General features: G+C 39.2%; 20 protein-coding genes. 10 read left to right on the top strand and 10 right to left on the bottom strand.

The window, feature by feature from the left end:
• Nucleotides 1–16 precede the first annotated feature (16 nt).
• The 3 genes from rlmN to rpe are packed head-to-tail and all read left to right on the top strand — an operon-like array spanning nucleotide 17 to nucleotide 2557.
• Nucleotides 17–1033, top strand: coding sequence for a 23S rRNA (adenine(2503)-C(2))-methyltransferase RlmN (rlmN, locus tag ACP5NR_RS02700; protein WP_428004541.1), 1017 nt, complete (start codon nucleotides 17–19; stop codon nucleotides 1031–1033).
• Nucleotides 1030–1920, top strand: a complete 891-nt coding sequence (rsgA, locus tag ACP5NR_RS02695) for a ribosome small subunit-dependent GTPase A (RefSeq protein ID WP_428004542.1) — start codon at nucleotides 1030–1032, stop codon at nucleotides 1918–1920. Before rlmN ends, rsgA begins: the two co-directional genes overlap by 4 nt.
• Nucleotides 1904–2557 (top strand): ribulose-phosphate 3-epimerase, encoded by a 654-nt coding sequence (gene rpe / locus ACP5NR_RS02690; protein ID WP_428005900.1) that lies wholly within the window; start codon nucleotides 1904–1906, stop codon nucleotides 2555–2557. Before rsgA ends, rpe begins: the two co-directional genes overlap by 17 nt.
• Here the strand turns inward: rpe and ACP5NR_RS02685 are convergent.
• From ACP5NR_RS02685 to dnaE, 10 genes are all read right to left on the bottom strand, one after another.
• Nucleotides 2552–3262: a biotin--[acetyl-CoA-carboxylase] ligase gene (locus ACP5NR_RS02685; RefSeq protein WP_428004544.1), complete on the bottom strand. Its 711-nt coding sequence runs from the start codon at nucleotides 3260–3262 to the stop codon at nucleotides 2552–2554. The genes rpe and ACP5NR_RS02685 overlap by 6 nt on opposite strands.
• Nucleotides 3255–4136, bottom strand: a complete 882-nt coding sequence (locus tag ACP5NR_RS02680; RefSeq protein WP_428004545.1) for a mechanosensitive ion channel family protein — start codon at nucleotides 4134–4136, stop codon at nucleotides 3255–3257. Before ACP5NR_RS02680 ends, ACP5NR_RS02685 begins: the two co-directional genes overlap by 8 nt.
• Nucleotides 4136–4927 carry a 3-methyl-2-oxobutanoate hydroxymethyltransferase gene (gene panB / locus ACP5NR_RS02675; protein WP_428004591.1) on the bottom strand — a complete coding sequence of 264 codons (792 nt, stop codon included), beginning with the start codon at nucleotides 4925–4927 and terminating at the stop codon, nucleotides 4136–4138. The genes ACP5NR_RS02680 and panB overlap by 1 nt, the downstream gene beginning before the upstream one ends.
• Nucleotides 4914–5723 carry a Rossmann-like and DUF2520 domain-containing protein gene (locus ACP5NR_RS02670; protein WP_428004546.1) on the bottom strand — a complete coding sequence of 270 codons (810 nt, stop codon included), beginning with the start codon at nucleotides 5721–5723 and terminating at the stop codon, nucleotides 4914–4916. Before ACP5NR_RS02670 ends, panB begins: the two co-directional genes overlap by 14 nt.
• A 21-nt stretch (nucleotides 5724–5744) precedes the next feature.
• Nucleotides 5745–6569, bottom strand: a complete 825-nt coding sequence (locus tag ACP5NR_RS02665; protein WP_428005899.1) for an FAD binding domain-containing protein — start codon at nucleotides 6567–6569, stop codon at nucleotides 5745–5747.
• A gap of 1 nt (nucleotide 6570) precedes the next feature.
• On the bottom strand, nucleotides 6571–7119 hold the full coding sequence (locus ACP5NR_RS02660; protein WP_428005898.1) for a nucleotidyltransferase family protein: 549 nt from the start codon (nucleotides 7117–7119) through the stop codon (nucleotides 6571–6573).
• Nucleotides 7116–7571: a (2Fe-2S)-binding protein gene (locus ACP5NR_RS02655; protein ID WP_428005897.1), complete on the bottom strand. Its 456-nt coding sequence runs from the start codon at nucleotides 7569–7571 to the stop codon at nucleotides 7116–7118. The genes ACP5NR_RS02660 and ACP5NR_RS02655 overlap by 4 nt, the downstream gene beginning before the upstream one ends.
• A gap of 10 nt (nucleotides 7572–7581) precedes the next feature.
• Nucleotides 7582–8802, bottom strand: coding sequence for a threonine synthase (gene thrC / locus ACP5NR_RS02650; RefSeq protein WP_428005896.1), 1221 nt, complete (start codon nucleotides 8800–8802; stop codon nucleotides 7582–7584).
• Between the two features lie 217 nt (nucleotides 8803–9019).
• A complete protein-coding gene (locus ACP5NR_RS02645; protein WP_428005895.1) occupies nucleotides 9020–10672 on the bottom strand; it encodes an acyl-CoA mutase large subunit family protein in 1653 nt (550 codons plus the stop codon).
• Nucleotides 10672–13746, bottom strand: a complete 3075-nt coding sequence (gene dnaE, locus ACP5NR_RS02640; protein ID WP_428005894.1) for a DNA polymerase III subunit alpha — start codon at nucleotides 13744–13746, stop codon at nucleotides 10672–10674. The genes ACP5NR_RS02645 and dnaE overlap by 1 nt, the downstream gene beginning before the upstream one ends.
• Nucleotides 13747–14078: 332 nt before the next feature.
• Between dnaE and ACP5NR_RS02635 the strand changes: the two genes are divergently transcribed.
• From ACP5NR_RS02635 to ACP5NR_RS02605, 7 genes are all read left to right on the top strand, one after another.
• Nucleotides 14079–14780, top strand: a complete 702-nt coding sequence (locus ACP5NR_RS02635) for an ABC transporter ATP-binding protein (protein ID WP_428005903.1) — start codon at nucleotides 14079–14081, stop codon at nucleotides 14778–14780.
• A 128-nt stretch (nucleotides 14781–14908) separates the two neighbouring features.
• Entirely contained in the window at nucleotides 14909–18349 is a 3441-nt protein-coding gene (locus ACP5NR_RS02630; protein WP_428004554.1) for a hypothetical protein, read from the top strand.
• 3 nt (nucleotides 18350–18352) lie between these two features.
• Nucleotides 18353–19345 (top strand): hypothetical protein, encoded by a 993-nt coding sequence (locus ACP5NR_RS02625; RefSeq protein ID WP_428004555.1) that lies wholly within the window; start codon nucleotides 18353–18355, stop codon nucleotides 19343–19345.
• A gap of 13 nt (nucleotides 19346–19358) precedes the next feature.
• Nucleotides 19359–19835, top strand: coding sequence for a hypothetical protein (locus tag ACP5NR_RS02620; RefSeq protein ID WP_428004556.1), 477 nt, complete (start codon nucleotides 19359–19361; stop codon nucleotides 19833–19835).
• Nucleotides 19836–19926: 91 nt separating this feature from the next.
• Nucleotides 19927–21243 carry a hypothetical protein gene (locus ACP5NR_RS02615; protein WP_428004557.1) on the top strand — a complete coding sequence of 439 codons (1317 nt, stop codon included), beginning with the start codon at nucleotides 19927–19929 and terminating at the stop codon, nucleotides 21241–21243.
• 263 nt (nucleotides 21244–21506) lie between these two features.
• Nucleotides 21507–22610, top strand: coding sequence for an ABC transporter substrate-binding protein (locus ACP5NR_RS02610; protein WP_428004558.1), 1104 nt, complete (start codon nucleotides 21507–21509; stop codon nucleotides 22608–22610).
• 149 nt (nucleotides 22611–22759) lie between these two features.
• Nucleotides 22760–23533: a dimethylarginine dimethylaminohydrolase family protein gene (locus ACP5NR_RS02605; RefSeq protein ID WP_428004559.1), complete on the top strand. Its 774-nt coding sequence runs from the start codon at nucleotides 22760–22762 to the stop codon at nucleotides 23531–23533.
• Nucleotides 23534–23545: the final 12 nt, after the last annotated feature.

Genomic DNA, 23545 nt, shown 5'->3' with positions numbered 1-23545 from the left:
AGAGTGGCCGAAGGAAATGGAAAACATCCTTGATTATGATTATACGGCGTTAAAAAATAAATTTGAAATGGAAAAACTTGAACCTTACAGGACAACCCAGATTTTCGACTGGATATACAAAAAACATGCCACGTCTTTTGCCGTTATGACAAATCTTTCAAAGCAACTTAGAGAACGTATTTCAATGAAATTCATCATTGATATGCCAGAACTCGTAAAAAAAACAAAATCATCGGATGGAACTGTGAAATTTTTGTGGAAATATTCGGATGGCAACACTGTTGAATCTGTAATTTTAAGATATCCGGATAGGATAACGGGATGTATCTCATCACAGGTGGGCTGTCCCCTAAATTGTGCGTTTTGCGCAACGGGAATGTCCGGCTACGTAAGAAATCTAACTTCCGGAGAGATTTTATCTCAAATTCTTGGCATGGAGATATCTGAAAATGAAAAGATAAACAACATCGTTTTCATGGGAATGGGAGAACCAATGTTGAATTACGATGAGGTTATTAAGGCCATCCATGTAATAACAGATCCAAAGGCTTTCAAGATAAGTCAAAGACGTGTTTCAATATCAACGGCTGGCATTGTTGACGGAATATTAAAACTCTCCGAAGAACCTCTCGATGTCATTCTGTCAATTTCTCTTCATGCCTCCACAGACGATAAAAGGTCAATGATAATGCCTGTGAACAAAAAATATAGTTTAGAAGATCTCATGGAGGCTGTTAAAATCTATCAGAAGGCAAAAGATAGAAGGGTGACCTTTGAATATATTCTTTTTGATAAATTCAACGATTCACTTGATGATGCACAAAAACTCGTGAAAATCCTAAAAGATATAAAGTGCAACGTTAACCTCATAAGGTACAACGATACAGGTTCGACTTTCAAAAAAACGCCGATGGATCGGGCAGAAATTTTTGAAAAATTTTTAAAAGACAACGGGATAGAAGCCGTTATAAGGGCAGAAAAAGGAGAAGATATATCCGCGGCATGTGGTCAGTTGAGGAGACAAACACTTTGAGAAAGGGCACTATAATTTCTTTTTATTCGAATTTTGTCATCGTTTCAGATGATACAGACAGATCCGAGACCTTATGTTCTTTAAGAGGACGATTTAAATTATCGAATATCAAACCACTCGTCGGTGATAAAGTTGAATACATAACAGATCATGACAGAGGGAGAATCGAATCTATTCTTCCGAGACGTAACGTTATTGAAAAGCCAAGAATTTCCAACGTTGATCAGGTTATCGCCGTCTTTTCCATTTCAAAACCTGATGTACCATATTCTACAATAGATAGAACGCTTGCAAATGTATCAAGATCGATTAAAAATATATTGGTTGTTTTGAACAAAACGGACATAACCGATGAAAGAAGACTTGAAGAGTTCAAACACATTTACGGAATTTACAACCTTTGCCTTGTAAGTGCTTACACTAAGATGGGAATAGAAGAACTCAGATCAAATCTAAAAGACAAAATATCTGTTTTCGCAGGCCCCTCGGGCGTGGGGAAATCTTCTTTGATCAACGAAATAATCGATTCGAATTTGAAGATCGGTCTTATTTCTGAAAGCACAAATCTTGGAAAGCATACCACTACCACTGCCTCTCTTTTGAAAATTCCAAATGGAGGCTTTGTGGTTGATACGCCAGGCTTTACAACCACCGAATTTACAAAGATCAATCCCGAAGACGTTCAAAAACTTTTCCCCGAGATCTTCGAGGCATCAGGAGAATGCGCATTTGATGATTGTCTTCACGAATTTGAACCCGAATGCAAGGTTAAAGAACTCGTCGAAAAGGGAAAGATACCCAAAAGCCGTTACGAACATTACCTTTCAATTTTAAACGAAATTAAATCCCAAAAGATTGGAGATGTTAGGTTTGACAAAAAACGTTAAATTATCACCGTCTATTCTTTCTGCCGATTTCGCAAAACTTGGCGAAGAAATTAAAAAAGTTGAAAACGTAGCCGATTACATACATCTTGATGTGATGGATGGACATTTTGTTCCCAACATAACGTACGGTCTCATAATAGGAGAATCTTTGAAAAGAGTTACAGAGATCCCTGTTGATTCGCATTTGATGGTCGAAAGGCCAGAAATCTTCGTCGATGATTTTTGCAAAATATCAGAGATTGTTTCTATTCATTACGAGGCTACTTATCATCTCAATAGGCTTGTAAACAGGATAAAGGAAAATGAAACAAAAGCCTTTGTAGCCATAAATCCGCACACGCCGGTTGAATTTCTGCAAGATATCATAATGGATGTTGACGGAATACTTGTCATGAGTGTTAATCCAGGCTTCGGAGGACAAAGTTTTATCCCAAATACCCTTAACAAAATAAGAAAATTGGATGAAATGAGAAAAAGCATGGGATTGAGTTTTGAAATAGAAGTTGATGGCGGTATAAACGAAGACACCTTCAAGCCCGTTTTGAAAGCGGGCGCGGACATACTGGTTACAGGCAGTTACGCGTTTAGATCTGAAAATCCAGAGGCAGCGCTGAGTGTTTTAAAAAAAGGATCATAAAAAATCTATTTCAGATGGTTTAACTCTTTCTTTTATACCATTTCTTTCGACTACAAGCGAATCTGAAAAAACACTTATCACGGTACCTGTCTGCACACCGGATGGGTAAAGTAATTTTATTTTCATGCCTTTTTTCAACACGATTGAATTTCTCCAAAGGTTAGTTATCACATTTCTTTGGCCTTTTGTCACAAAATTGTGAAGTACAAGTGCTTCCGAATGGATTCTTCTCAAAAGGTGAGAAAGATCGAATTCTTTCCCCGTTATTTTTTTCAAAGAAGTTGCATTTGGCACGTCGTCGGGAAGATCGTTGTTCACGTTTAGACCTATGCCGACTACGATTTCTCTTTTATCACCGTGATGTATTATCTCCGTTAAAATCCCTCCAACTTTTTCTTTTTCATGATAAATATCATTTGGCCATTTGATCCCAATTCCATCGATTTTGAATTTTTTAAGCACCCTTATTACGGCAACTGCCATCATTTTCGTGTAAACGTTGGGATCTCGAAAAGTTGCCGGCCTGAAGAATATCGAAAACCACAGACCACCTTCCGGAGAATACCATATTCTGTCTCCCTTTCCATGACCGGAGGTTTGTTTTAAAGCCCAGATGATATCTCCGTTTTTTAAGATGTCTTTCATCCTTTTTGCGAGTTCGTTGGTTGAATCAATTTCGTCGTATGAATAAAGATGTTCAATCATTTAAACGATCTCCAAGTTTGATTTTTCCATCCACGTGCACGTCAAGTTGGTTGTAAGGTATAGAAACGCCATTCTTCGTGAATTCTCTAAAAATATCTATTCCTATGGCAGTTTGAGCATCAAAGTAATCTTTCTTTAGAACCCAAAAATGGATTGAAAAATTAACAGATGAACTTCCAAAACCGTCGAATGTAACGTAATTCGAAACAATCGAAGATGGATTATTTTCAACGAGGGGTCCCTTGTAAACAAGTGATTCTTCATCCATTACTTTTTTCAATAATTTGGGTATGATTTCCATCTTTTCAGGGCTAAGAGAATATGGGACACCAATTGGCATATCGATCCTTCTGGATAATTCAGGCCAGTATTTCGTAACGTTGGAAGACCAAACGGCAGAGTTTGGTATATGAATTCTTTTCCCATCCCATGTGTCTATGATCGTATGATTGAATTTTACCTCACGTACGGTCCCGCTCATTCCGTTTATATCAACCGCATCTCCTTCGTTAACGGCATCTGTTATTATAACCATAAGACCGCTGAAGAAATTGCTCAAAGGCGTTTGAAGCGCAAGACCTATTATGATTCCAGCAACCCCCAAACTCGTTAGCAATGGCCAGAGGTTGATGTTGAACTCACCTATTATCACCATTATGGCTGCAAAAACGAAAAGAGATTTAACGAGTGTTCTCGTCGTGTTTGGAGCCCTAAGACTTTTACCAGTTACATGGGCTGCCTTGTTTATAAGTTTGGCGACGAAATCTCCCAGATAATAAGCAATGACAAGTGCGGCGATCCCGATGATTATACGAACAAGGTAATAGAAAAAAATTGAATTTTCAAAGCCGTTAGAAACGGTGGGAGTGGCCATCATTTATCCTCTTTAAAAACATGGTTTTCTTCGGGGAACATATGTCCTTTTACATCTTTTACGTAATCTGAAAGAGCCTTCTCGATTTCCGAATTAAGATTCGCATATTTTTTGACAAATTTTGAAATCTTTCCATCGTTTATTCCAAGCAAATCATGCCATACGAGCACTTGACCGTCGCAATATCTGCCGGCACCTATGCCTATCGTTGGAATTAAAAGTGATTCGGTAATTGCTCTGGCAGTTTCTTCAATTGTCAATTCGATAACCAAGGAAAAAATACCTGCTTCTTCAAGAGATTTAGCCGCGACTATCATTCGATCCGCATCTTTGCCTTTGCCCTGTATTCTATATCCGCCTATTTGATTGACAGATTGCGGAGTCAAACCAATGTGTCCTATGACAGGTATGCCTGAATCGACAAGTTTTTTAACAAGCGGTACAACTCTCAGTCCACCTTCAACTTTAACGCAATTCGATCCTGCTTTCATCAAACGCCCTGCATTTCTCATTCCCTCATCATCCGACGTCTGATAGGACATGAAAGGCATGTCTCCTATTATGAATGAATTTGGAGCGCCCCTTCTCACAGCCTGAATATGGCGTTCCATATCTTCCATCTCAACGTTCAAAGTCGATTCATATCCCAGCACAACGTTTCCCAGAGAGTCTCCGACAAGTATCATATCAATTCCAACACGCTCGCAAACTTTAGCGCTGAAATAATCGTAAGCCGTTACAACTGTTATGGGCTCTTTACCTTTCATTTGGATAATTTTAAGAATGTTCAGTTTTCATCACCCTTTCTCTGAGGATCTGAGCGAATTTTCCGTAAAGTACCCCAATGTCCGGATCAAGATCCATAAGCGCCATTTTTTCTGCTTCGACGAGTTGGTAATCTCCACGCACGACCGGCCCTGTTAAAGCACCTTTTATTCCCATGTTTTCTACGTTTTCTATCGCCTGTTTTGCAAGATACAAAGAGAGCATACGCGAAATTTCTGGTTCCAATCCGGCCATTGAATAAAGTTCATTCGATACCTCCTGGATGCCAACGACAAAATTGGATGCAAAAACAGCGCCTATATGATAAAATATCTTGTTTTGCTCCGATATTTCACTGAATTTAATGTTAAAAGTTTTGAAAAGTTCACGTATGATTTCTTTGCCTTGATCATTTCCGTCGATCACGAAATAAACATTTTCAATTTTTTTCCATATTTCCGGATTTGCAAAAGATGCGTTTGGATGGATCGAAAAGCGACCTATCTTCATTTCGTCACATTCCCTAAGTATGGAAGAAGGATAGGCTCCGCTAAAATGTCCGACTGCTTTAACTCCTTGAAGTTTATCTTTTACTTTTAAAAAACTTTGTCTTATAATGTCGTCTTTCACCCCTAACAACAACACATCACAATTTCCAATCTCATCTATGGTGGAAGGTGTCCCGCAACCCATGAACTCAACGGCCCTTTTCGCTGATTCAATCGAAGAGTTCACAACATGACCTATTTGATTGCCTGTCGAATATAGATATTTCCCAAAGGCCTTTCCAACTTTTCCGGCACCGATTAAATCGAATATCAATTTTTACCTCCCTTCTATCGCTCACAAAAATTCGTTTAACCTGTAGACAAGATTCCTGCAAAGTCTTTTTCTGTAGCCTGCACTTCCTCTAACATCGTCTATGGGTTTGACGCTTTCAAAAACAAGCGATGATATTTCGTCAAGCAATTTTTCATTTAGCACTTTACCTTTTGCAAATGTTTCTATCTCTCGCATTCTAAGTACGGTTGGTCCGACAGAACCAAAAGCAAGATGTATCTCATCGATACGCTTTCCTGAAAGTTTCAAAAGCACACCTATACTTGCTATTGAAATCGTCATAGAAGTCCTTTGCCCCACCTTTTCAAAATATCTATGAGTCCAATCTCTTTTCGGGATAAATATGTTTTTGAGATACCGTTTCTGACCGATCGTTGTTTTTCCGGGACCTGTTATGAAATCTGAAATTGCATGAACTTCACCATCCGAAATTTCCACCGAAGCATCTGAAAGGTAGAGTGCAAGCAATCCATCCCCTGCCGGAGAAGCATTCATGATATTTCCCCCAAGAGTCGCTCTGTTTCTTATCTGCGGAGAACCCACCGTCAGAATGGCATCGTATAAAATGGGAAATTCTGCTTTGATGGGTTTAAAATCGAGCAACTCAGAGTACGTAACGTTTGCCCCTATCGTAAGTTTTTCTCCGTCAAAACTAAGCGTATGCAATGTTGGAACTTTGATGGTGCTGATTATTTTTTCTGGTTTGATTTTGCCTAATCTCATTTTTACAAGCAAATCTGTTCCTCCTGCCATAAGCACACATCTATCGTCAGAAAACTCGTTTATGAGATCTTTTTCATTTTTAGGAATCACGAACTTGAAATTCATCTCAACACGTCCCTTCTATATCTTTAAGGAAATCAACGTCAAAAATACATTCTTCCCCCCACTCAAAAGTCATAATATCGCTCTTTGAAATCAAGAGATCTCTTAATCCTTTATCCCCTTCTATCTTCATTGCTTCGTCAAAATACTTTGACGGTATGTAAACAGGGAAACCTTTTACTCCATTGTAAATCGGAAATACGATTTTTTCACCGGCCATTTCAAAAACTTTTTCAGCGAGATTCAAACCTATCTTGGGCATATCGCCAAGAAAAATCATAATTCCATCTTTGCCTTTTGTTTCAAGTAAAGCGATTTTCACAGATTCAGATAAACCAAGATCAACTCTTTTATTGATTAAAACTTTTAAAGTTTTGAAATTTATCAAAGAAAGATCCACGTTTTCCGAAATCACAACAATTCCTTTTGCTTTAAGTGCGCTTACCGTATCTATCGTCCATTGAAGTAAAGGTTTGCCTTTGTAAAGATAAATCAATTTTTGACTTCCAAACCTTTTACTTTTTCCTGCGGCGAGAATTGCAGGAACGATCAATTTTTATCGGCCGCCTTTTTAACTGCCTCTATTATTTTGAAATAACCGGTGCATCTGCAAAGATTGCCTTCAAGACCTTTTTTGATGTCTTCTTCTGAAGGCTTAGGATTTTTGATCAGCAAAGCTTTCGCCGACATCTCCATGCCGGGCGTGCAAAATCCGCACTGCACGGCTCCGATATCCGCAAAAGACGCTTGAATGGGATCAAGCGTGCCATCCTTCGAAAGGCCTTCCGTAGTTAAAACATCTGTCCCATCAAGTTCTGCCGCTAACATAAGACATGAAACTACGTTTTTACCATCAACTATTATAGTACACGCACCACATTCTCCCTCCCCACATCCTTCTTTGACACTTTTCATGCCTATTCTTCTTAAAAAGTCAAGGGCTCTTTCATCATCGGCCACATTTTCTTCCACTGATTCGCCGTTTAATTTGAACTTTACGATCATATCGCTCCTCCTAAATCAATCCAATCTTCCTCAAAACATCTTTCACGTCTTTTGGATCTGGTTTCACGTAATTCACCTGACTCGTAAAATTTCTTGCCGATTTGACATCCTTAAGACCGTTTCCCGTGATGAATATGACAGCGCTTTTGCCCTGAATAGATTTTGCAATCTTTTTTAATCCGGCATACGCCGCGGCACCCGCCGGTTCTCCAAAGACACCTGTTTCACGTGCAAGTTCAATTATCGCCTTTCCTATTTCTTCGTCTGTAACCGAAACAAAATAGCCTCCGGATTCCTTTACCCATTTGCATGCTTTTAAAACATCGCGAGGTTTACCAACCGCTATGCTGTCTGCCATGGAGTGAGCATCGATATCGATAGGTCTGTCAAAATGTCCGGACTCGAAAGTTCTCATGACCGCATTTGCACCTTCGGATTGAACACCTATGACTTTAGGAATTTTGTCCGTTAAACCTGCCATCTTCATATCTTTAAAACCCTTGTAGATTGAACTGACAACCGTACCATCTCCAACGCTTACAATCGCAAAATCAGGAATTTTAAAATCAAGTTGAACGGCCACTTCCATGGATCCGGTTTTTTTGCCCTCAAGTAAATAAGGATTTATAGCCGAGTTCCGACTGTACCAACCGAACTCATTTCCAATTTCCATGGACAGATCAAAGGCTTCATCGTAAGTGCCATCAACGGCCATAACGGTTGCGCCGTAAACCAAAAGTTGCGTTATCTTCGCTTCCGGAGCGGTTTTGGGAACAAAAATGATGCTTTTCATGCCGCTGGCCGCTGTCAGTCCCGCAAGAGAAGAGGCCGCATTTCCCGTCGATGCACAATAAATGGTGTTAACATGCAATGATTTTGCTTTTGATATTGCCATGGCGGTAGCCCTATCTTTATAAGATCCGGTAGGATTACGTCCGTCATCTTTTATCCATAAATCAGATAAGCCCATTTTTTGGGCAAGAGATTTTTTTTCGTAAATCGGGGTATTTCCTATAAAAAGTGGGACTTCATGATGATCTTCATCGAGCGGCAAAAATTCTGAAAATGCCCATATACCTTTTGATTTGAGATCGAAAGATGGATATCGTGGATATTCGCCAATGACTATCTCAAGAGTTCCCAATCTCGGCCCGCATTTTGGACAGGTGTACATAACGTCCTTTGGATCGTAAATTGTACCGCAGTTGAGGCATTTTAAAGAATAATTCATTTTCTCACCTTCAATTTTCTCTCAAATATACTTAATCAACTTTAAATTCCGAATCATCGCTTCCGGCGGGTACCTCCTCGATGTCTGGTCCTCGCGTTGCTGCGGAGGCCATCTCGGAGGCATCCTGCCCTCCGCTTACGGTAAATGACAATTCGGCTTTTAAATCGAATTAAGTATATTTGTCATGTACATTATACTTGATCAACTTTAAATTTCATCAAATTATGACAGATTCTTTGTATTCGCCGAAAACTTTTCTCAAAGTATCAGATATTTCACCCACAGTTGCATACACTTTCACCGCATCGATTATCGGATACATGAGATTTCCATTCGATCTGGCAACTTTTTCAAGATTTGCAAGGTTCGATTTCACGGTCGATGTATCTCTATTATTTTTCATCTTTCTAAGATTTTCAATTTGTTTTGCTTCAAGTTCATCATCTACTTTCATGGTTTTTCTCAAATTCTTTTCTTCCGTTGTGAAATCGTTGACACCGACTATTATCTGTGCTTTCGATTCTATTGCTTTTTGATAGTTGTAAGCACTGTTGGATATCTCCTGTTGTACATACCCAGATTCTATGGCATTTATCATCCCGCCTATTTCGTCTATATGTTTTATATAATCAAAAGATTTTCTTTCTATTTCATCGGTCAAAGATTCAACGTAGTATGAACCTCCAAGTGGATCAACGGTTTTTGCAACACCTGATTCGTAGGCTATTATCTGCTGGGTACGCAACGCAATTCTTACCGAATCTTCAGTTGGCAAAGCAAGTGCTTCGTCCATAGAGTTAGTATGCAGAGATTGAGTACCTCCAAGAACGGCTGCAAGTGCCTGAATGGCAACCCTTACGATGTTATTCTCGGGTTGTTGCGCGGTAAGGGTCGATCCTGAAGTCTGGGTATGAAATCTTAATTTCAAAGCCTCAGGGTCTGTGACTTTGAACCTTTCTTTCATGATTTTTGCCCATATACGCCTTGCCGCTCTGAATTTTGCCACCTCTTCAAATAGATCGTTATGAGAGGCGAAAAAGAAAGATAACCTTTTCCCAAAAACATTTGGATCAAGGCCGGCCTCGATCGCCGTTTTAACGTATTCTATTCCATCTGCTATTGTGAAAGCAACTTCCTGAACCGCGTTAGCCCCTGCTTCTCTTATGTGATAACCGCTGACACTTATCGTATTCCATAGTGGCATTTCTTTCGAACAAAATTCAAATATGTTGGTTATTATTCTCATAGAAGGTTTAGGCGGATATATGTAAGTTCCCCGTGCTATGTATTCTTTTAGAATATCGTTTTGAATAGTTCCACGCAATTTTTCTCTTTTAACGCCCTGTTTTTCACCGACAACTATGTACATGGCAAGGAGTGTTGATGCTGTGGCGTTTATCGTCATTGAAGTGCTTACTTTGTCAAGAGGAATACCATCGAAAAGTGTTTCCATGTCGTAAAGGGAATCTATGGCAACGCCAACTTTACCAACTTCTCCCAGAGAGTGCGGATCATCTGAATCGTAACCTATCTGCGTCGGAAGATCAAATGCTATGGAAAGACCGCTTTGCCCCTGTTCAAGCAAGTATTTATACCTTTTATTCGATTCTTCGGCCGTTCCAAAACCAGCATATTGACGCATTGTCCATAGTTTTCCTCTGTACATGGTGTTCTGAACGCCTCTCGTGAAAGGATACTCACCCGGAAAGCCTATCTTCGAATAATCTGGCGTATCCAAAGGGGTGTAAAGTCTTTTGACCGTTTCTGACCAACTCGTGTTTAAATTTCCTTCTTCTGGATATTTTTTTATGAGTGCTTTCGTCTGTGTTTCCCATTCTTCGTATTTCTTCTGGATTTCAAAATTTTCCATCAGTACTCCTCCTCTTTTAAAGTTTTATCGTCTAATGTGAGGGATAGATCTTCAAATTTGAAAATAACATGATGTCCTTTCATTTCAACGATGCGTTGCATGTATTCTTGCATTTCGGTTGGATCTTTTATGTATATGTAAGTTTTATCCGAACTTTTTGTGAGTTTGGAAAGGATCATATTTCCGTTTTTGTAAATGAAATCTCCTTCATAAGTTTCTCCCTCTTTTAGAGGTTCGGAATAAGAAAATGCAACTTCGTTTTCTCCATCGGTTGCAAAAATTTTACCTTCATTTTCAAAAATTTGAAATGACACTTTTCCGAATCCACTTTCAATAACCCTTGCAAATCCATCTGAATTTGCCAGATTCAGCCCTATTTCTAAATACTGCCTTTGGAGTTTCATCTTTTCGTTCAAATCATAATCCGGATAATTTTCTGAAGATGGAAGCGATGCCTTTGATCCGTTTTCAAACAGTTGTTGCTGGATGATCTTCAATCCGCCGCTTGCAAGATCAACTATCATTTCAAGATTGTCCATCAAATATTTTCTGTTTGGATCGGTAGAATCAAAAGTTCCGCTTAAAATTAAAGATTCAAGCGCTTTTACGTTTATTTTTTTTCTCGTTCTTGAAACGAAATCTTGAAAATTTTCGAATCTTTCTTTCGATCGTTCCTCTTCTATAACACGTCCAAGATTCGTTCCAACGCCCTTTATCGCCGCAAAACCTATTCTTACGGCTTTTGTATCGGAATAAAAGAAGGTTTTCGATTCGTTTATATCCGGCGGAAGGAGTTTTATAGATAATTTATTGAGTTCCTTCTCGTACATCAAAAGTTTTGCAGGTTCTGAAATATTCGAATTCATCAAAGATGATATAAATTCAGCAGGTTTTGTCGCTTTAAGGTAAGCCGTCCAAACCGTTATATAAGCATAAGCAACGCTGTGAGATTTGTTAAAACCGTAAGATGCAAAATTACTTATGGTTTCAAAAAGCCTTAGCGCTTTGGATTCAACATAACCGTTTGTAACGCATCCTTTTACGAAGTCAGATCTCAATTCTTCCATTAGAACCGGATCTTTTTTTGAAATAGACTTTCTAAACATATCAGCCTTTTCTCCCGAAAAGCCTGCCACATCATTTGATATTTTCATGATCTGTTCCTGATATATCATCATTCCATAAGTATCTTTTAAGATACTGTCAAGGCCAAAATCGTCTTTCATGACAGATCCGCCGTGACGCCTTCTCACATATTCATCTGCTACCCCAGAATACATAGGCCCGGGTCTGTTAAGGCTTAGAAGTGCTATCACATCGTTGAAATTTTCAGGAGACAGTTTTTTTGTCAGCGAAGTGGCAGAAGTGCTTTCAAGTTGAAATATTCCAACCGTATTGCCTTTTCTGAGGATATCGTATATTCGAGGATCATCTATCGGTATTCGCATTAAATCCTCTCTTGTGGCGCTTCCAAGTGTATCTTTGATGTTCGTGAGGGTTTTGAGACCAAGCAAATCTATCTTGGTTACTTCTAAATCCGCAAGAGATTCCATATCGAATTCCGTTATCCATCTTTGACCGTCGAAAGTCAGAGGCATTTTATCGTTGATCTCTTCTTTAGATATTATGATGCCTGCGGCATGAGTCGTTTTGTGATGAACGAGGCCTTCGAGTTTTACCGAATAATCCATTAAATTCCTCAATTCAACGCTTTGAGAGATTTTTTTCAATTCTTGATTTTTTGAAAGAGCCTCTGAAATAGTTCCATATCCGGAAACTCTCCATGCGATATCTTCTATAACTCTGTCGCTAAGTCCAAGAGATTTACCGGCAGATCTTACAACGGCCCTTGATCCAAGCGTTCCGTAAGCGCCGACTTGTGCGATGTGATCTACCCCGTAATTTTGGGAAAGCGCCGAAATAAGCGTGCCTCTTTGATCGTCTTCGACGTCTATGTCTATATCAGGATCACCGGTCCTTGATTCGTTGAGAAATCTTTCAAAAAGCAAATCGTACTTAAGGGGATCTATAGACGTTATGCCCAAAAGGTAAGAAACAAGAGAAGAGACCGAAGATCCTCTTCCAGGTCCTATCAATATCCCAAGTTTTTCGGCGATACGAATGATATTTGAGACTGTCAAAAAATATGTGCAAAATCGTTTTGACTCTATCAATTTCAACTCTTTTTTTACTCTTGTTAACTTTTGATCGTCAAGTTTTTCAAGATCAATGGTATTTCGAATTGTTTTACAATCATCTTCAGATAAAAGAGGCAAATTCAAATCTGGTTTAAGATCGTAATCGGTACATTTTGAAGATATCTCAAGTGTATTTTCAATTGCCGATGGTAAATCATCGAAAAGCACTTTCATCTCATTTGGGGATTTAAGGTAATATTCATCACTTCCGTAAGCGAAAGTGCCATCCCATCTCATATTTCTTCCCATTGAAACAAACAAGCCATGAGACAAGGCATCGGTCTTTTTTATGAAATGGATATCGTTTGTCGCAACAATCTTTATATTCAATTCTTTGGCCAAGTCCAAAAGATCCATGTTAAGATCTTTTTGTTCTTTAAGGCCGGTTCTCATGATTTCGATGTAAAAATCTTCTCCAAATCTTTCGAGATAAGATTGGGCTGTGTTGCGAGCCTTTGATATTTCACCCGATAAAATAAATCTTGGTATTTTCCCGTTCATGCATCCGGAAAGTATCATAACGTCTTTCATTTCGAAAACATCTTTATCTTCCAAAAATTTCTTGCCGGATTTGGCCATGGAATTAAGTGCTTTAACAATTGAAAGATATCCATTTTTATTTTTGGCGATCACCGTAAGATGATTTCTCTTTTTTTCTTCGCCGTTTACGTATATTTCACAACCGATTATCGGTTTTATTCCATGCTGTTTAGCCGAAGACCAAAATTTATGCACACCTCCCAATGTACCGTGATCGGTTACTGCCACGGCCCTCATACCAAAATTTTTGATTTCGTCCATCAGCGCATCCATTCTCACAATGGAATCGCCAAGACTGTATTCGGTATGCAGATGAAGATGCACAAAATCTCCCATTTAAACACCTCTAAATCAATTTTATCATTTTTGAGAGATATTTTAACTTTATTAGAGTATCTTAAATAACTTTAAAAGTCGAATGCTCATTTAATTTAAGCGGAGGGCAGGATGCCTCCGAGATGGCCTTCGCAGCAGCGCGAGGACAGACATCGAGGGGGGCACCTGCCGCAGCGGTGATTCGAAATTTAAAACTGGTTTAGTATACAATCAAAAATTTTTATCCGTTTCACAAATGACATGATATTTTTACTCACAATTTGCAAAACAAAGTATAAAATTATAATAGAGAATGATTGGTGGTAAGGAAAGAAGGAAAAGCCTTGGCTTTGGTGATAGTTAAAAACATCAGAAAAATTTACAAGAGCGGTGAACTTTCTTATGAAGCCCTAAGAGGTATGAATTTTGAAATAGAAGAGGGTGATCTTTTCTTCATATATGGTCCTTCTGGCAGCGGCAAAACGACCCTTCTCAATTGTCTGTCCGGCATCGATGACATAACTTCCGGAGAGATTGTCATAAACGGTGTGGATCTGAGCAAATTACCGGATGACAAAAAGACGAAGTTCAGGGCCGAGAATATGGGATTTGTATTTCAGGAGTATAACCTTATAAATGTTTTAACCGTGAAAGAAAATGTCGCTTTGCCTTTACTTGCGCGCGGTTGGCCTGAAAAACTGGCAAATCAAAGGGCAATAGAAGTACTCAAAGAAAACGGACTTATACATGTAATAGATAAATTTCCCGCACAGATAAGCGGTGGCGAAAGGCAAAGAGTTGCCGTTGCAAGGGCAATAGCCGGAGAACCGAAAATCGTCTGGGCAGACGAACCTACCGGCGCACTTGACACAAAAACATCTTTCATGGTTATGGATTTCATAAAATTTCTCAACGAAAAAAATAAACAAACTTTCGTCATAGTGAGCCACGATGAAAAAATTTTGAAATACGCAACTGCATACATAAGAATAGACAGCGGTAAGATAGAAAGTTTTGAAAGAATCAAAATGCCCTTCGAAAAGATCCTGTCCTGAAAACATCACCTGCACATTCTTTGCTCAGAGGGAGGAGAATTCTTGCTCAAAAAGTTAAAAAATTTGATCAAGCATGAAACGTGGTATAATAATAAATTGTAATAAAGTCCTGTAAAGGGGGTAAAATTGTGAAAAAGGTAATCTTTTTATTGATTGTTTTGATTACCGTCGTTAGTTTGTTTGCAGGTGCACAAATCATTCAAATGCAAGTGCAGGTATATCCCCAGCAAGTACTTGCAAATGCCCCATTCAAGGTATTTGTAAGCGCTTATTCGACTTCAGGAGAACCAATCTCTTACATAACCACGACTTTTGATGGAAAGACTTTGAAGGCTACTGGATCGACGGCTGCTTTTGATTTCACGGCGCCATCTGTAATTCAATCATCACAAGACTTTCCTTTACTTGTAAACGCTATAACGCAAAACGGAGAAAGTTTTGATAAACAGACAACCGTTACCGTTTCTATAAACGCAAATCCGGTCATAGAAATAGGCAAGTTGATACCATCGAGAAATTCTTACATAGGTAACGTCTCTAACGTAACGGTACCTGTAAAAGTTTACGGTGGACTTGGACTCGCCAAAATCGAATTTATGGTAGACACTCAGGTTGCTTCCGTCATAAATGTAAGTCCTTCAGCGACAGTTTACCTTTCACGATCTTTTAACGTTGAAATTTCACATCTCAAAAATGGATGGCACATTTTTTCAGTCAAGACGGTTAACGTGGCGGGAGAAATCTTTTCATCGATAGCGGGATACGTTGTTGACACCAACTTGCCGGTTGTCAAATTCTTAGAGATGAAGCCATATCTTCCTGCAAATTCGAATGTTCCTATAAACGTGACGGCTATTTCAACTACAAGCGGGATCGCGACTGTGGTTATAAACGGTATCAACGCGAAGTTACTTTATAATTCAACGTGGGGTGCCACGATTTCAACACCTTCGAAAACAGGACCGTTCGGCATAATCGCAATGGCAACGGACGGTGCCGGTAATCAATCTTCGTCGACGATCAGGGTGATTTCCGATGGAATGCCACCGTACCTTAAGGTAACCAACACCGCATCGATGACAAGGAACGGAATCATGTGGGGAAAATACGATCTTCCATCTCTAACGTTTATGGCCACAACGTTTTGTGCCGGTATGGCACCGCAAATCGCAATTAACGTGAATGGAAAGAAAATAACAGATATATCTCAGGCCACAATTGAAGAATACAGTGCGAAGATAGCCACCGTAAGTTTCAAAAGTTCCGGAACTTACAAGGTTAACATCGCGGCCACAGATACGATAAGCGGATTATCAACGAGTGCATCTTACATTGTTAACGCCAGAGTGGACAATCAAAATCCTCACATCTCAAATGTTTCATATAATAAATACATAGGGCCAAATGAAACTATGAAAATTTCTGTCGTGGCAACGGATGATAACGGAATAGGCGTAAGTAAGATCATGATCGGTGATAAAGCAGCATCGAAAGTCAACGATGATACGTGGGAGGCAACGCTTCTAAGTGCCAAATCTACTTCCAGCGGTTACGAAAAATTCACGGTAAAAGCCATCGACTATCTTGGAAATGAATCGTCTTTGACCGAAAAATATTTTGTCGATGTAAATCCTCCTCATATCAGCATGATTTCAATTGCCTCTACAAATATCGATGGAACTTACTGGAACAAAGGTAATGAACCTATAAAAATAGAAATAAGTGCTACGACAGATTCGGGTGTTTCTCCACAAACAGAGGTTATCATCAACAAAGATCCTATCGCTTACAGTGGTAACAATTTTACATCAATCGATTTGACTTCTCCCGGAACTTACACGATAACAGTTGTGTCCACCAATCAGGTCAACGGTCTTTCTACTGTGCTGACCAAAACTTACAAGTTGGCATTTGACACAATTCCACCTCAAATCGAAAAAATAACTTTGCCGTCAACAACCTCTCCTGCAAATACTTTTGTGGCAAAGATCAAAGTTAGCGATGAAAATGGCCCAGGCATAAGTTCTGTAACGATCAACGATGTTAACGCTAAAGCAAGCGGTACGACATGGATTGCGACACTTACAAGCCCCAAAGTGGCAACGAGCACTTACGTTCAGGTAAAGATCACGGCATACGACAAACTTAACCTATCAACTTCGGCTTCTACGAGGTACTTCGTGGATGCCAAACCTCCTTACGTTGAAATCGTACCGATCGCACAAATGATGACAAAAGATGGACAGTACTGGAATTTAGAACCGCCCGCTTATATAAAAATATCGGCGACAACTGATTCTAAGGTTATGCCCGACACGACTGTGAATATCAACGGAAACATCTTCAAACTATCTCAAGAATCCACCGAGATCAGGTTAAACAGCACAGGTTTTTACAGCGTTGATTTAACATCGATGAATAAAATAAATGGTCTTAAGACCGAAAGCACAAAAGATTTCTATTTTGCATTTGACCTTGCAAATCCGCAAATCGTCAACGTAACTTATCCTGCGACTTACGGCCCAAATACGCCTTTGAAAATCACGATACAAACAAATGATGGTACTGGTATCGGGATAAAGGAAGTAACGGTCGACGGTATAAAAGCCGTTAATGTAAGTGATTCCACTTGGATCGCAACGATAACGAGTGTGAAGATTAGCGGTGAATCAACTTTCGAAATCAAGGCAACGGATTATCTTGGCAAGCATGCAACGCCGGTTGTGAAAAGATATTTTGTCGATACGCAACCTGCTGTTATCAACGTATATTTGGACGGGCAAAAACTCGAGAATGGATCTGAATTTTACGCTTTTGAGAAATCAACTCCAACGATAGCCGTAAGCGGAATCACATCCGGTATGATGAAGCCTGAATTCCAGATCACGCTAAACGGTAAAAAGGTTGAAAACCAGTCATTTAGCCTATCCGGCATAAATGATTTAAACATCTTAGCGACAAATCCTGTTAACGGTAAAACAAGCATGTTCAATGCGAGGCTGGCGATATTCGTCGATCCATCGGCACCTGTTGTAAGTCTTTCAATTCCTTCAACGATAACGATGAGATCGGATGCGATGTTCAAGTTGAACGTAGAAGGTAAAGATCTCAGATATGCCTCTTTAAATGCAAATCTTGAAGATAAACCTCTGTACTTCAACATTTTTTCATCGACTGGAGCATACACCGTTTCTCTCAGAAAAGCCTTTGCGGATATCGATGGAAAGTACGTTAAAGTTGAATTGAAAGCGGTTGACATGGCTGGAAATAATTCATCACAAGATGTGACTGTTTACGTTGATACCTTAGGACCTGCGATAAAAGATGTTAAACTTTCAAATGAAACTCTGTCGATTTATTTCAACAAAGACATTGAAGGTACACCAGTTGTTAATTTGGAAGACCTTAACGGTAAGATAACCAATTTGGGGACTCCAACGATAAATGGTAATGTAATCAGCGTGAAAGACGTTAAAATTCCTTACGGCCCTTACATTGTAACCGTAAATGGAATAACGGACATGCTTGGAAATGTTTTGATGAACAACGGATCAATATGGGAGTTCTAAATCATGTTGAAAGCATTTGTCTTGATTTTGTCTGCTTTTCTGGCATGTTTTGTAATGGCAGAGGGTGTCGTCCGCTCCGTAGGGAGCGGACCTGCCTTTGAGATATCACCGGCCATAGTCTTCACCGGCGAAAATGGCAACTTCCAGATAGGCGGATTTTCTGGAGACGGTATGCCCATAACGCTTGAAGTGTATTTCAACGGGAAAGTGAGAAAATTCTTCGACAGGCAATGGACTTTCAATTCAACTTTGCCATCGACAAGTTTGTATTCTTACGTGACCTTCAAGAGTGAAAATGGGTATCTAACATCTGTTGCGACTGCTCTTGTTGTTTCTTACAAAATCATGACAAATATCGAAAATGGAATTGGAATTTCCAATCTTCCCGATTATGGCAATTACTTAAAAGGTACAGAAAAGATTTTTGCGATAGTTCCACCCGGATATGGCAGAGAAAATGTGCAAATCATAATGGACAACCAAACAATTTTGGATCAACCGATTGCTGTCTCAGATAATTCTCCAAAGATTTTTGAGGCAAATGTTAACACTCAGATGTTCGAAGATGGTTTTCATACACTGTTTGCCAAAGCAAATCTTATCACGGGTGAGTCTTTGTTGGTGCAAAAAAAGGTGGGTATCGACAACAACGGCCCAAAAGTGGTATCATTTTCAGGAAGTGAATTGTTCTTAAGCGGAAAGTACAGCATAACCGTTGCGGCGACAGATTTAATAGGGCTCAAAGACGCTGAACTATACGTTAGAAATGCTGATAATACCCTTAGTTTTATGGGGAAGAATGATTTCCTTAACGGAAACGTTAATTTCGTAATTGGAGATTTTACAGGTTCGAGAACCTTTGTTGTAAAAGTTACCAATGTTGTGGGCTTTTCTTCGAACTATGAGTTTACGATCACGAATAACCAGTCGTTGATAATGCCCTTGATAGTACTTACAGTGGCGATAGGTGTGATTTTACTTACGTTTATAAAATAAAGGAGGAGGATTCATGAAACTTTTGATCTTGGTTTTAACCCTAACAATGCTTTTGGCAGTTTCCTCATTTGCCGTGATGTCGATAAACGCAAGTACGGGGATTTTGACTTCGTCTTCAGGTTATGCGGTGGGTTTAACCGTTAAATCTTTGGGCATACTCGGAGTTGAACTTACAATCGAGGGAACGGTAAACAATATTTTAGATCTAACTCAACTCGGAAATGTAAGTTCATGGAGCCTTTTGCCAACTTTGCTTGTATCTTTACCAACCGGCAACATAAGGCCATATTTAGGTGTTGGCTTGCAAACGCAGTTTTCTTTTCAAAATGGATTCAGTCCGGTCTCCCTCAATCCTCTTTACTATCACATAGGTGCAGATCTTTTCCTTGGCAATTTTTCAGCCTTTGGAGAGGCACAAGGCAGCATAACCAATTTTACATCTTTTTCGGGAGTGAAAGAATGGAGATTTGGCCTTGGTTTGGATTTTTGAGTAAATGAAAAAATTTTTATTCATATTTTCGATTTTAGTTTTAATCCTGGCACTATCTTCTTGCATGCTCGTGAGAGGTTCTTCGAAACCTATGATTTATAATTTCACAAAATCAGCAACTCTGCTTTCAGGACAAAATATAAGTTTTTCTGCAAACGTCGTTGATTCAAATGGTTTATCTGGCGTTGTGTTTGAACTCGACGGAGCACCTATTCCTACGACTTTGATTGGGACTTCTTTGTACACTGCAAACTGGTTAGGTGTTTACGGATACCATAAAGTAACGCTTTTTGCCGCCGGAACAGGTGGAAATGTGGCAACAAAAACCGATAGTTTTTTTGTCAAAGATTCAACTCCACCTATTGTGAAGGCTTTTTATCCTGATACGATATCTCAAGATGTCAATTTTCCTGTTCATATAGACGTTTACGATCCGGAAAGCGGCATTCAATCCGTATCTTTAAGCGTGGATGGTAAAAATACCCCATTTAACTCAAACACCTTTAATCTTTCTTTCGGAAATCTTGGAATTCACGATTTCACTGTAACGGCCATAAACGGTCAAGGTTTAATCTCGACGCCAACTTTTTACATCAACGTTGTAAAACCATCAAATGCAAAACCTTACATTCAATTTACGAGTATGCCTGAAATGATCTCCGCAGGACATCAATCTACCATAACTGTTTACGCTTATTCTCCAAACGGTATTCAGAGTGTTGGTTTAAAAATTGGAAATTTAAGTGATGAATTAAGTGCCAACGCAAGTAACACGTACACTTTTAATTTGAAGATCCCGACATCTGAAACTCAAGGTCTTTACGAGGCAACGTGTACGGTTGTCGATGACATCGGACACTTTGAATCTGTGACAAGAGATGTTTTAATCGCATCTGATGGTGCAACGAGTGTTGTTCTAATTCCAACTATCAATGCTACATCCACAGGAATGATAAATATACCATTTTTTGCCGCTTCAAATTCAAAGCAATTTAACGTTTCAGCCTACGTTAACGGCGTGCCGGTACAGGTTTATGGCAGTTCACCTAATTTCTACGCAACGTGGCTTTCATCTTACGGTGATTATGTTTTTACCGTCAGCATAAACAATGCGATTGTAAATAAGGTTAATTTCACCGTTCATCCGCAACCTTTGAAAGTTGAAAGCGTAACATACACCTCTACAAACGTCACCATTCTATTTTCAGGAAATGTTTATTTTTACGCAAATCCCGTTTTTGAAATGACCAGCGGCGCTTCAAATGTGATTTTGAACAAAAACGATGTTTCTATACATGGTAACAGGGTTTACATTCCAAAACTTTTTGATCTAAGCGGATGGCATGTACATGTGCTTGGATTAAGGGATCAAAACGGTCCTTTGAATCTTTCCTTCGATCTTCCTTGAAAAATCATACATTAGGACGTTCGATATTTTAAATTGATCAACTAAAAAGCAAAAAAAGTTAACACTTTCTTAATTGACTTCTTTAATGTTAAATGTTAAAATCATTGAAATCTTAAAGATAAGGTGAGTGCATGTTTAAAGAAATTTTGTTAGAAAATTTGGTGGTGATAATAAACATGGCCTGACGGGCAAATTTAGAAACCTGTCAGGCCGCGTTTTTATAGCGCGGCTTTTTTTATCTCACATAAAGGGAGGTTTTAGCAGTGAAACGTTTGGTGTTGTTCTTGGTATTGGCAATGGTTTCCGTAATGGTGATGGGCGGGAATATAGAGGTGGGTATTGCATTTCCGATGACCGGAGGCATATCGGCATTTGGTCAGCAGACTTATGAAGGCGTTCAAATTGCCCAACAGATGTTTCCTACGGTCTTAGGCGATAAAATTCAACTTGTACTTGCAGATAACAGATCTGACAAGACTGAAGCGGCAAATGTCGTTAGCAGACTTATATATCTTGACAAGGTTGTCGCCATAATAGGTGAACTTGCGAGTTCCAACACCATGGCAGGTGGCGCTATTGCGGAAAAAGCACATGTACCAATGCTATCACCGGCTTCAACGGATCCGCTTGTAACGCAAGGGAAAAATTACATTTCCAGGGTATGTTTCATCGATCCATTTCAGGGACATGTTGCAGCCGTGTTTGCACTTAACTATCTCAAAGCAAAAACAGCCGTCATATTCACCGACGTGGCACAGGATTACAGCGTTGGTCTGACAAATTTCTTTATAAAAGATTTCACAGCGGGTGGCGGAAAAGTTTACAGAGAATACTATCAATCAGGCGATCAAGATTTCAGTGCACAGGTTACAGACGCACTGAGTCATAATCCAGACTTAATTTATATTCCGGGCTATTATCCCGAAATAGCGTTGATAGCCCGTCAATCAAGACAACTTGGTTATACCGGCGCTTTTCTTGCCGGAGATGGTGCAGAGGCTCCACAACTTATAACCATCGGAGGAAATGCCGTGAACGGTTTGTACTACACGACAAGTTTTAACGCTGAACATCCATCGACACAAATAGGAAAGGAGTTCGTTCAAAAGTACCAAGAAATTTACAAAACACTTCCTTCAGCCTTTGCCGCGCTTGGTTTCGATTCGTACTTGCTCTTGAGAGATGCAATTCAAAGATCTGGATCGACAGATCCGGAAAAAATTAACGCGGCTATAAGAAACACAAAAGATTTTGAAGGTGTCACGGGTTACATAACGATAGATGCAAGCGGAGATGCAATAAAATCTGCGGTCGTCAATGAAGTTGTGAATGGAAAGTTTACTTATGTTACAACCATAAATCCATAACAAAAAATAACAATCAGGCCTTTGTGGCCTGATTTGTTATAATATACTGAACCGGTTTTAAATTCCGATTGAGGCATCCTGCCCTGCGCTTACAGTAAATAAGCATTCAGCTTTTAAAGTGATGGGTATATTTTGAAAGGAGAAAATCAATGAATTTTTTGATGTGCGAACCTTACAAGGCGTATTTCGAGGTTGAAGATCTTAAAATTCATAACATAACTGAAAAGGCGAAAGTTGAGACGGCGATATTCCAACATCGAAAACTTTCTTCAACGATAGAAAATTTCGGCCATAAAGTCATAAAGGTGGAAGAATTGAAAGATCATCCAAATTCGGTTTTCACAAAAGATCCTGTTTTTTGCACTCCTTTCGGATATATTAAAATGAGAATGGGACTTGAAAGTAGACGTTCAGAAGAAGAATGGCTTGGAAATGTACTTGAATCTATGGGTCAGAATCGCATAGGAGAAATAACATTCCCGGCAACGGCAGAAGGCGGCGATGTTATTCTTTCCGATCATGTTGCCTTCCTTGGCTTTTCAACAAGAACTAATTCTGAAGGAATAAAACAATTATCAAAAATTCTTTCCTTTCTTGGATATGAAATAAGAGTTGCAAAAGTTCCCCATCCTTATTTGCATCTTGGAGGTATGATGACATTTTTGGGTGGGAAAAATCTCATCGGTGTTAAAAGTCTTTTTGAAAAGGATTTTTTCAATGATTTCAAAATTTTAGAGGTACTATCTGATAATTTCATAAGCGGTAACGTTATTTTTTTACCACCCGACAAAATAATAGCGGAAAAGTCAAATCTCACTGCCATGAAGATCTTGAAAAATTTTGGCTTTGAAGTTCATGAGATCGATCTTTCAGAATTTGTAAAAGGTACTGGTGGTCCAACGTGTCTTGTTCAGCAATTTTAGAGAAAAATTGCC

This window comes from Athalassotoga sp. (assembly GCF_049965695.1).
In the GTDB taxonomy this organism is placed as follows: domain Bacteria; phylum Thermotogota; class Thermotogae; order Mesoaciditogales; family Mesoaciditogaceae; genus Athalassotoga.
The sequence above is the reverse complement of the archived record's forward strand: the minus strand, read 5'-3'. Positions and strand labels throughout refer to the sequence as shown.

Excerpts from the sequence above, each read along its gene's own strand:
- rlmN (WP_428004541.1), top strand. The coding sequence starts at position 17 with ATGGAAAACATCCTTGATTATGATTATACGGCGTTAAAAAATAAATTT.
- ACP5NR_RS02685 (WP_428004544.1), bottom strand. The coding sequence starts at position 3,262 with ATGATTGAACATCTTTATTCATACGACGAAATTGATTCAACCAACGAA.
- ACP5NR_RS02680 (WP_428004545.1), bottom strand. The coding sequence starts at position 4,136 with ATGGCCACTCCCACCGTTTCTAACGGCTTTGAAAATTCAATTTTTTTC.
- ACP5NR_RS02665 (WP_428005899.1), bottom strand. The coding sequence starts at position 6,569 with ATGAATTTCAAGTTCGTGATTCCTAAAAATGAAAAAGATCTCATAAAC.
- ACP5NR_RS02655 (WP_428005897.1), bottom strand. The coding sequence starts at position 7,571 with ATGATCGTAAAGTTCAAATTAAACGGCGAATCAGTGGAAGAAAATGTG.
- thrC (WP_428005896.1), bottom strand. The coding sequence starts at position 8,802 with ATGAATTATTCTTTAAAATGCCTCAACTGCGGTACAATTTACGATCCA.
- ACP5NR_RS02645 (WP_428005895.1), bottom strand. The coding sequence starts at position 10,672 with ATGGAAAATTTTGAAATCCAGAAGAAATACGAAGAATGGGAAACACAG.
- dnaE (WP_428005894.1), bottom strand. The coding sequence starts at position 13,746 with ATGGGAGATTTTGTGCATCTTCATCTGCATACCGAATACAGTCTTGGC.
- ACP5NR_RS02625 (WP_428004555.1), top strand. The coding sequence starts at position 18,353 with ATGTTGAAAGCATTTGTCTTGATTTTGTCTGCTTTTCTGGCATGTTTT.
- ACP5NR_RS02620 (WP_428004556.1), top strand. The coding sequence starts at position 19,359 with ATGAAACTTTTGATCTTGGTTTTAACCCTAACAATGCTTTTGGCAGTT.
- ACP5NR_RS02615 (WP_428004557.1), top strand. The coding sequence starts at position 19,927 with ATGATTTATAATTTCACAAAATCAGCAACTCTGCTTTCAGGACAAAAT.
- ACP5NR_RS02605 (WP_428004559.1), top strand. The coding sequence starts at position 22,760 with ATGAATTTTTTGATGTGCGAACCTTACAAGGCGTATTTCGAGGTTGAA.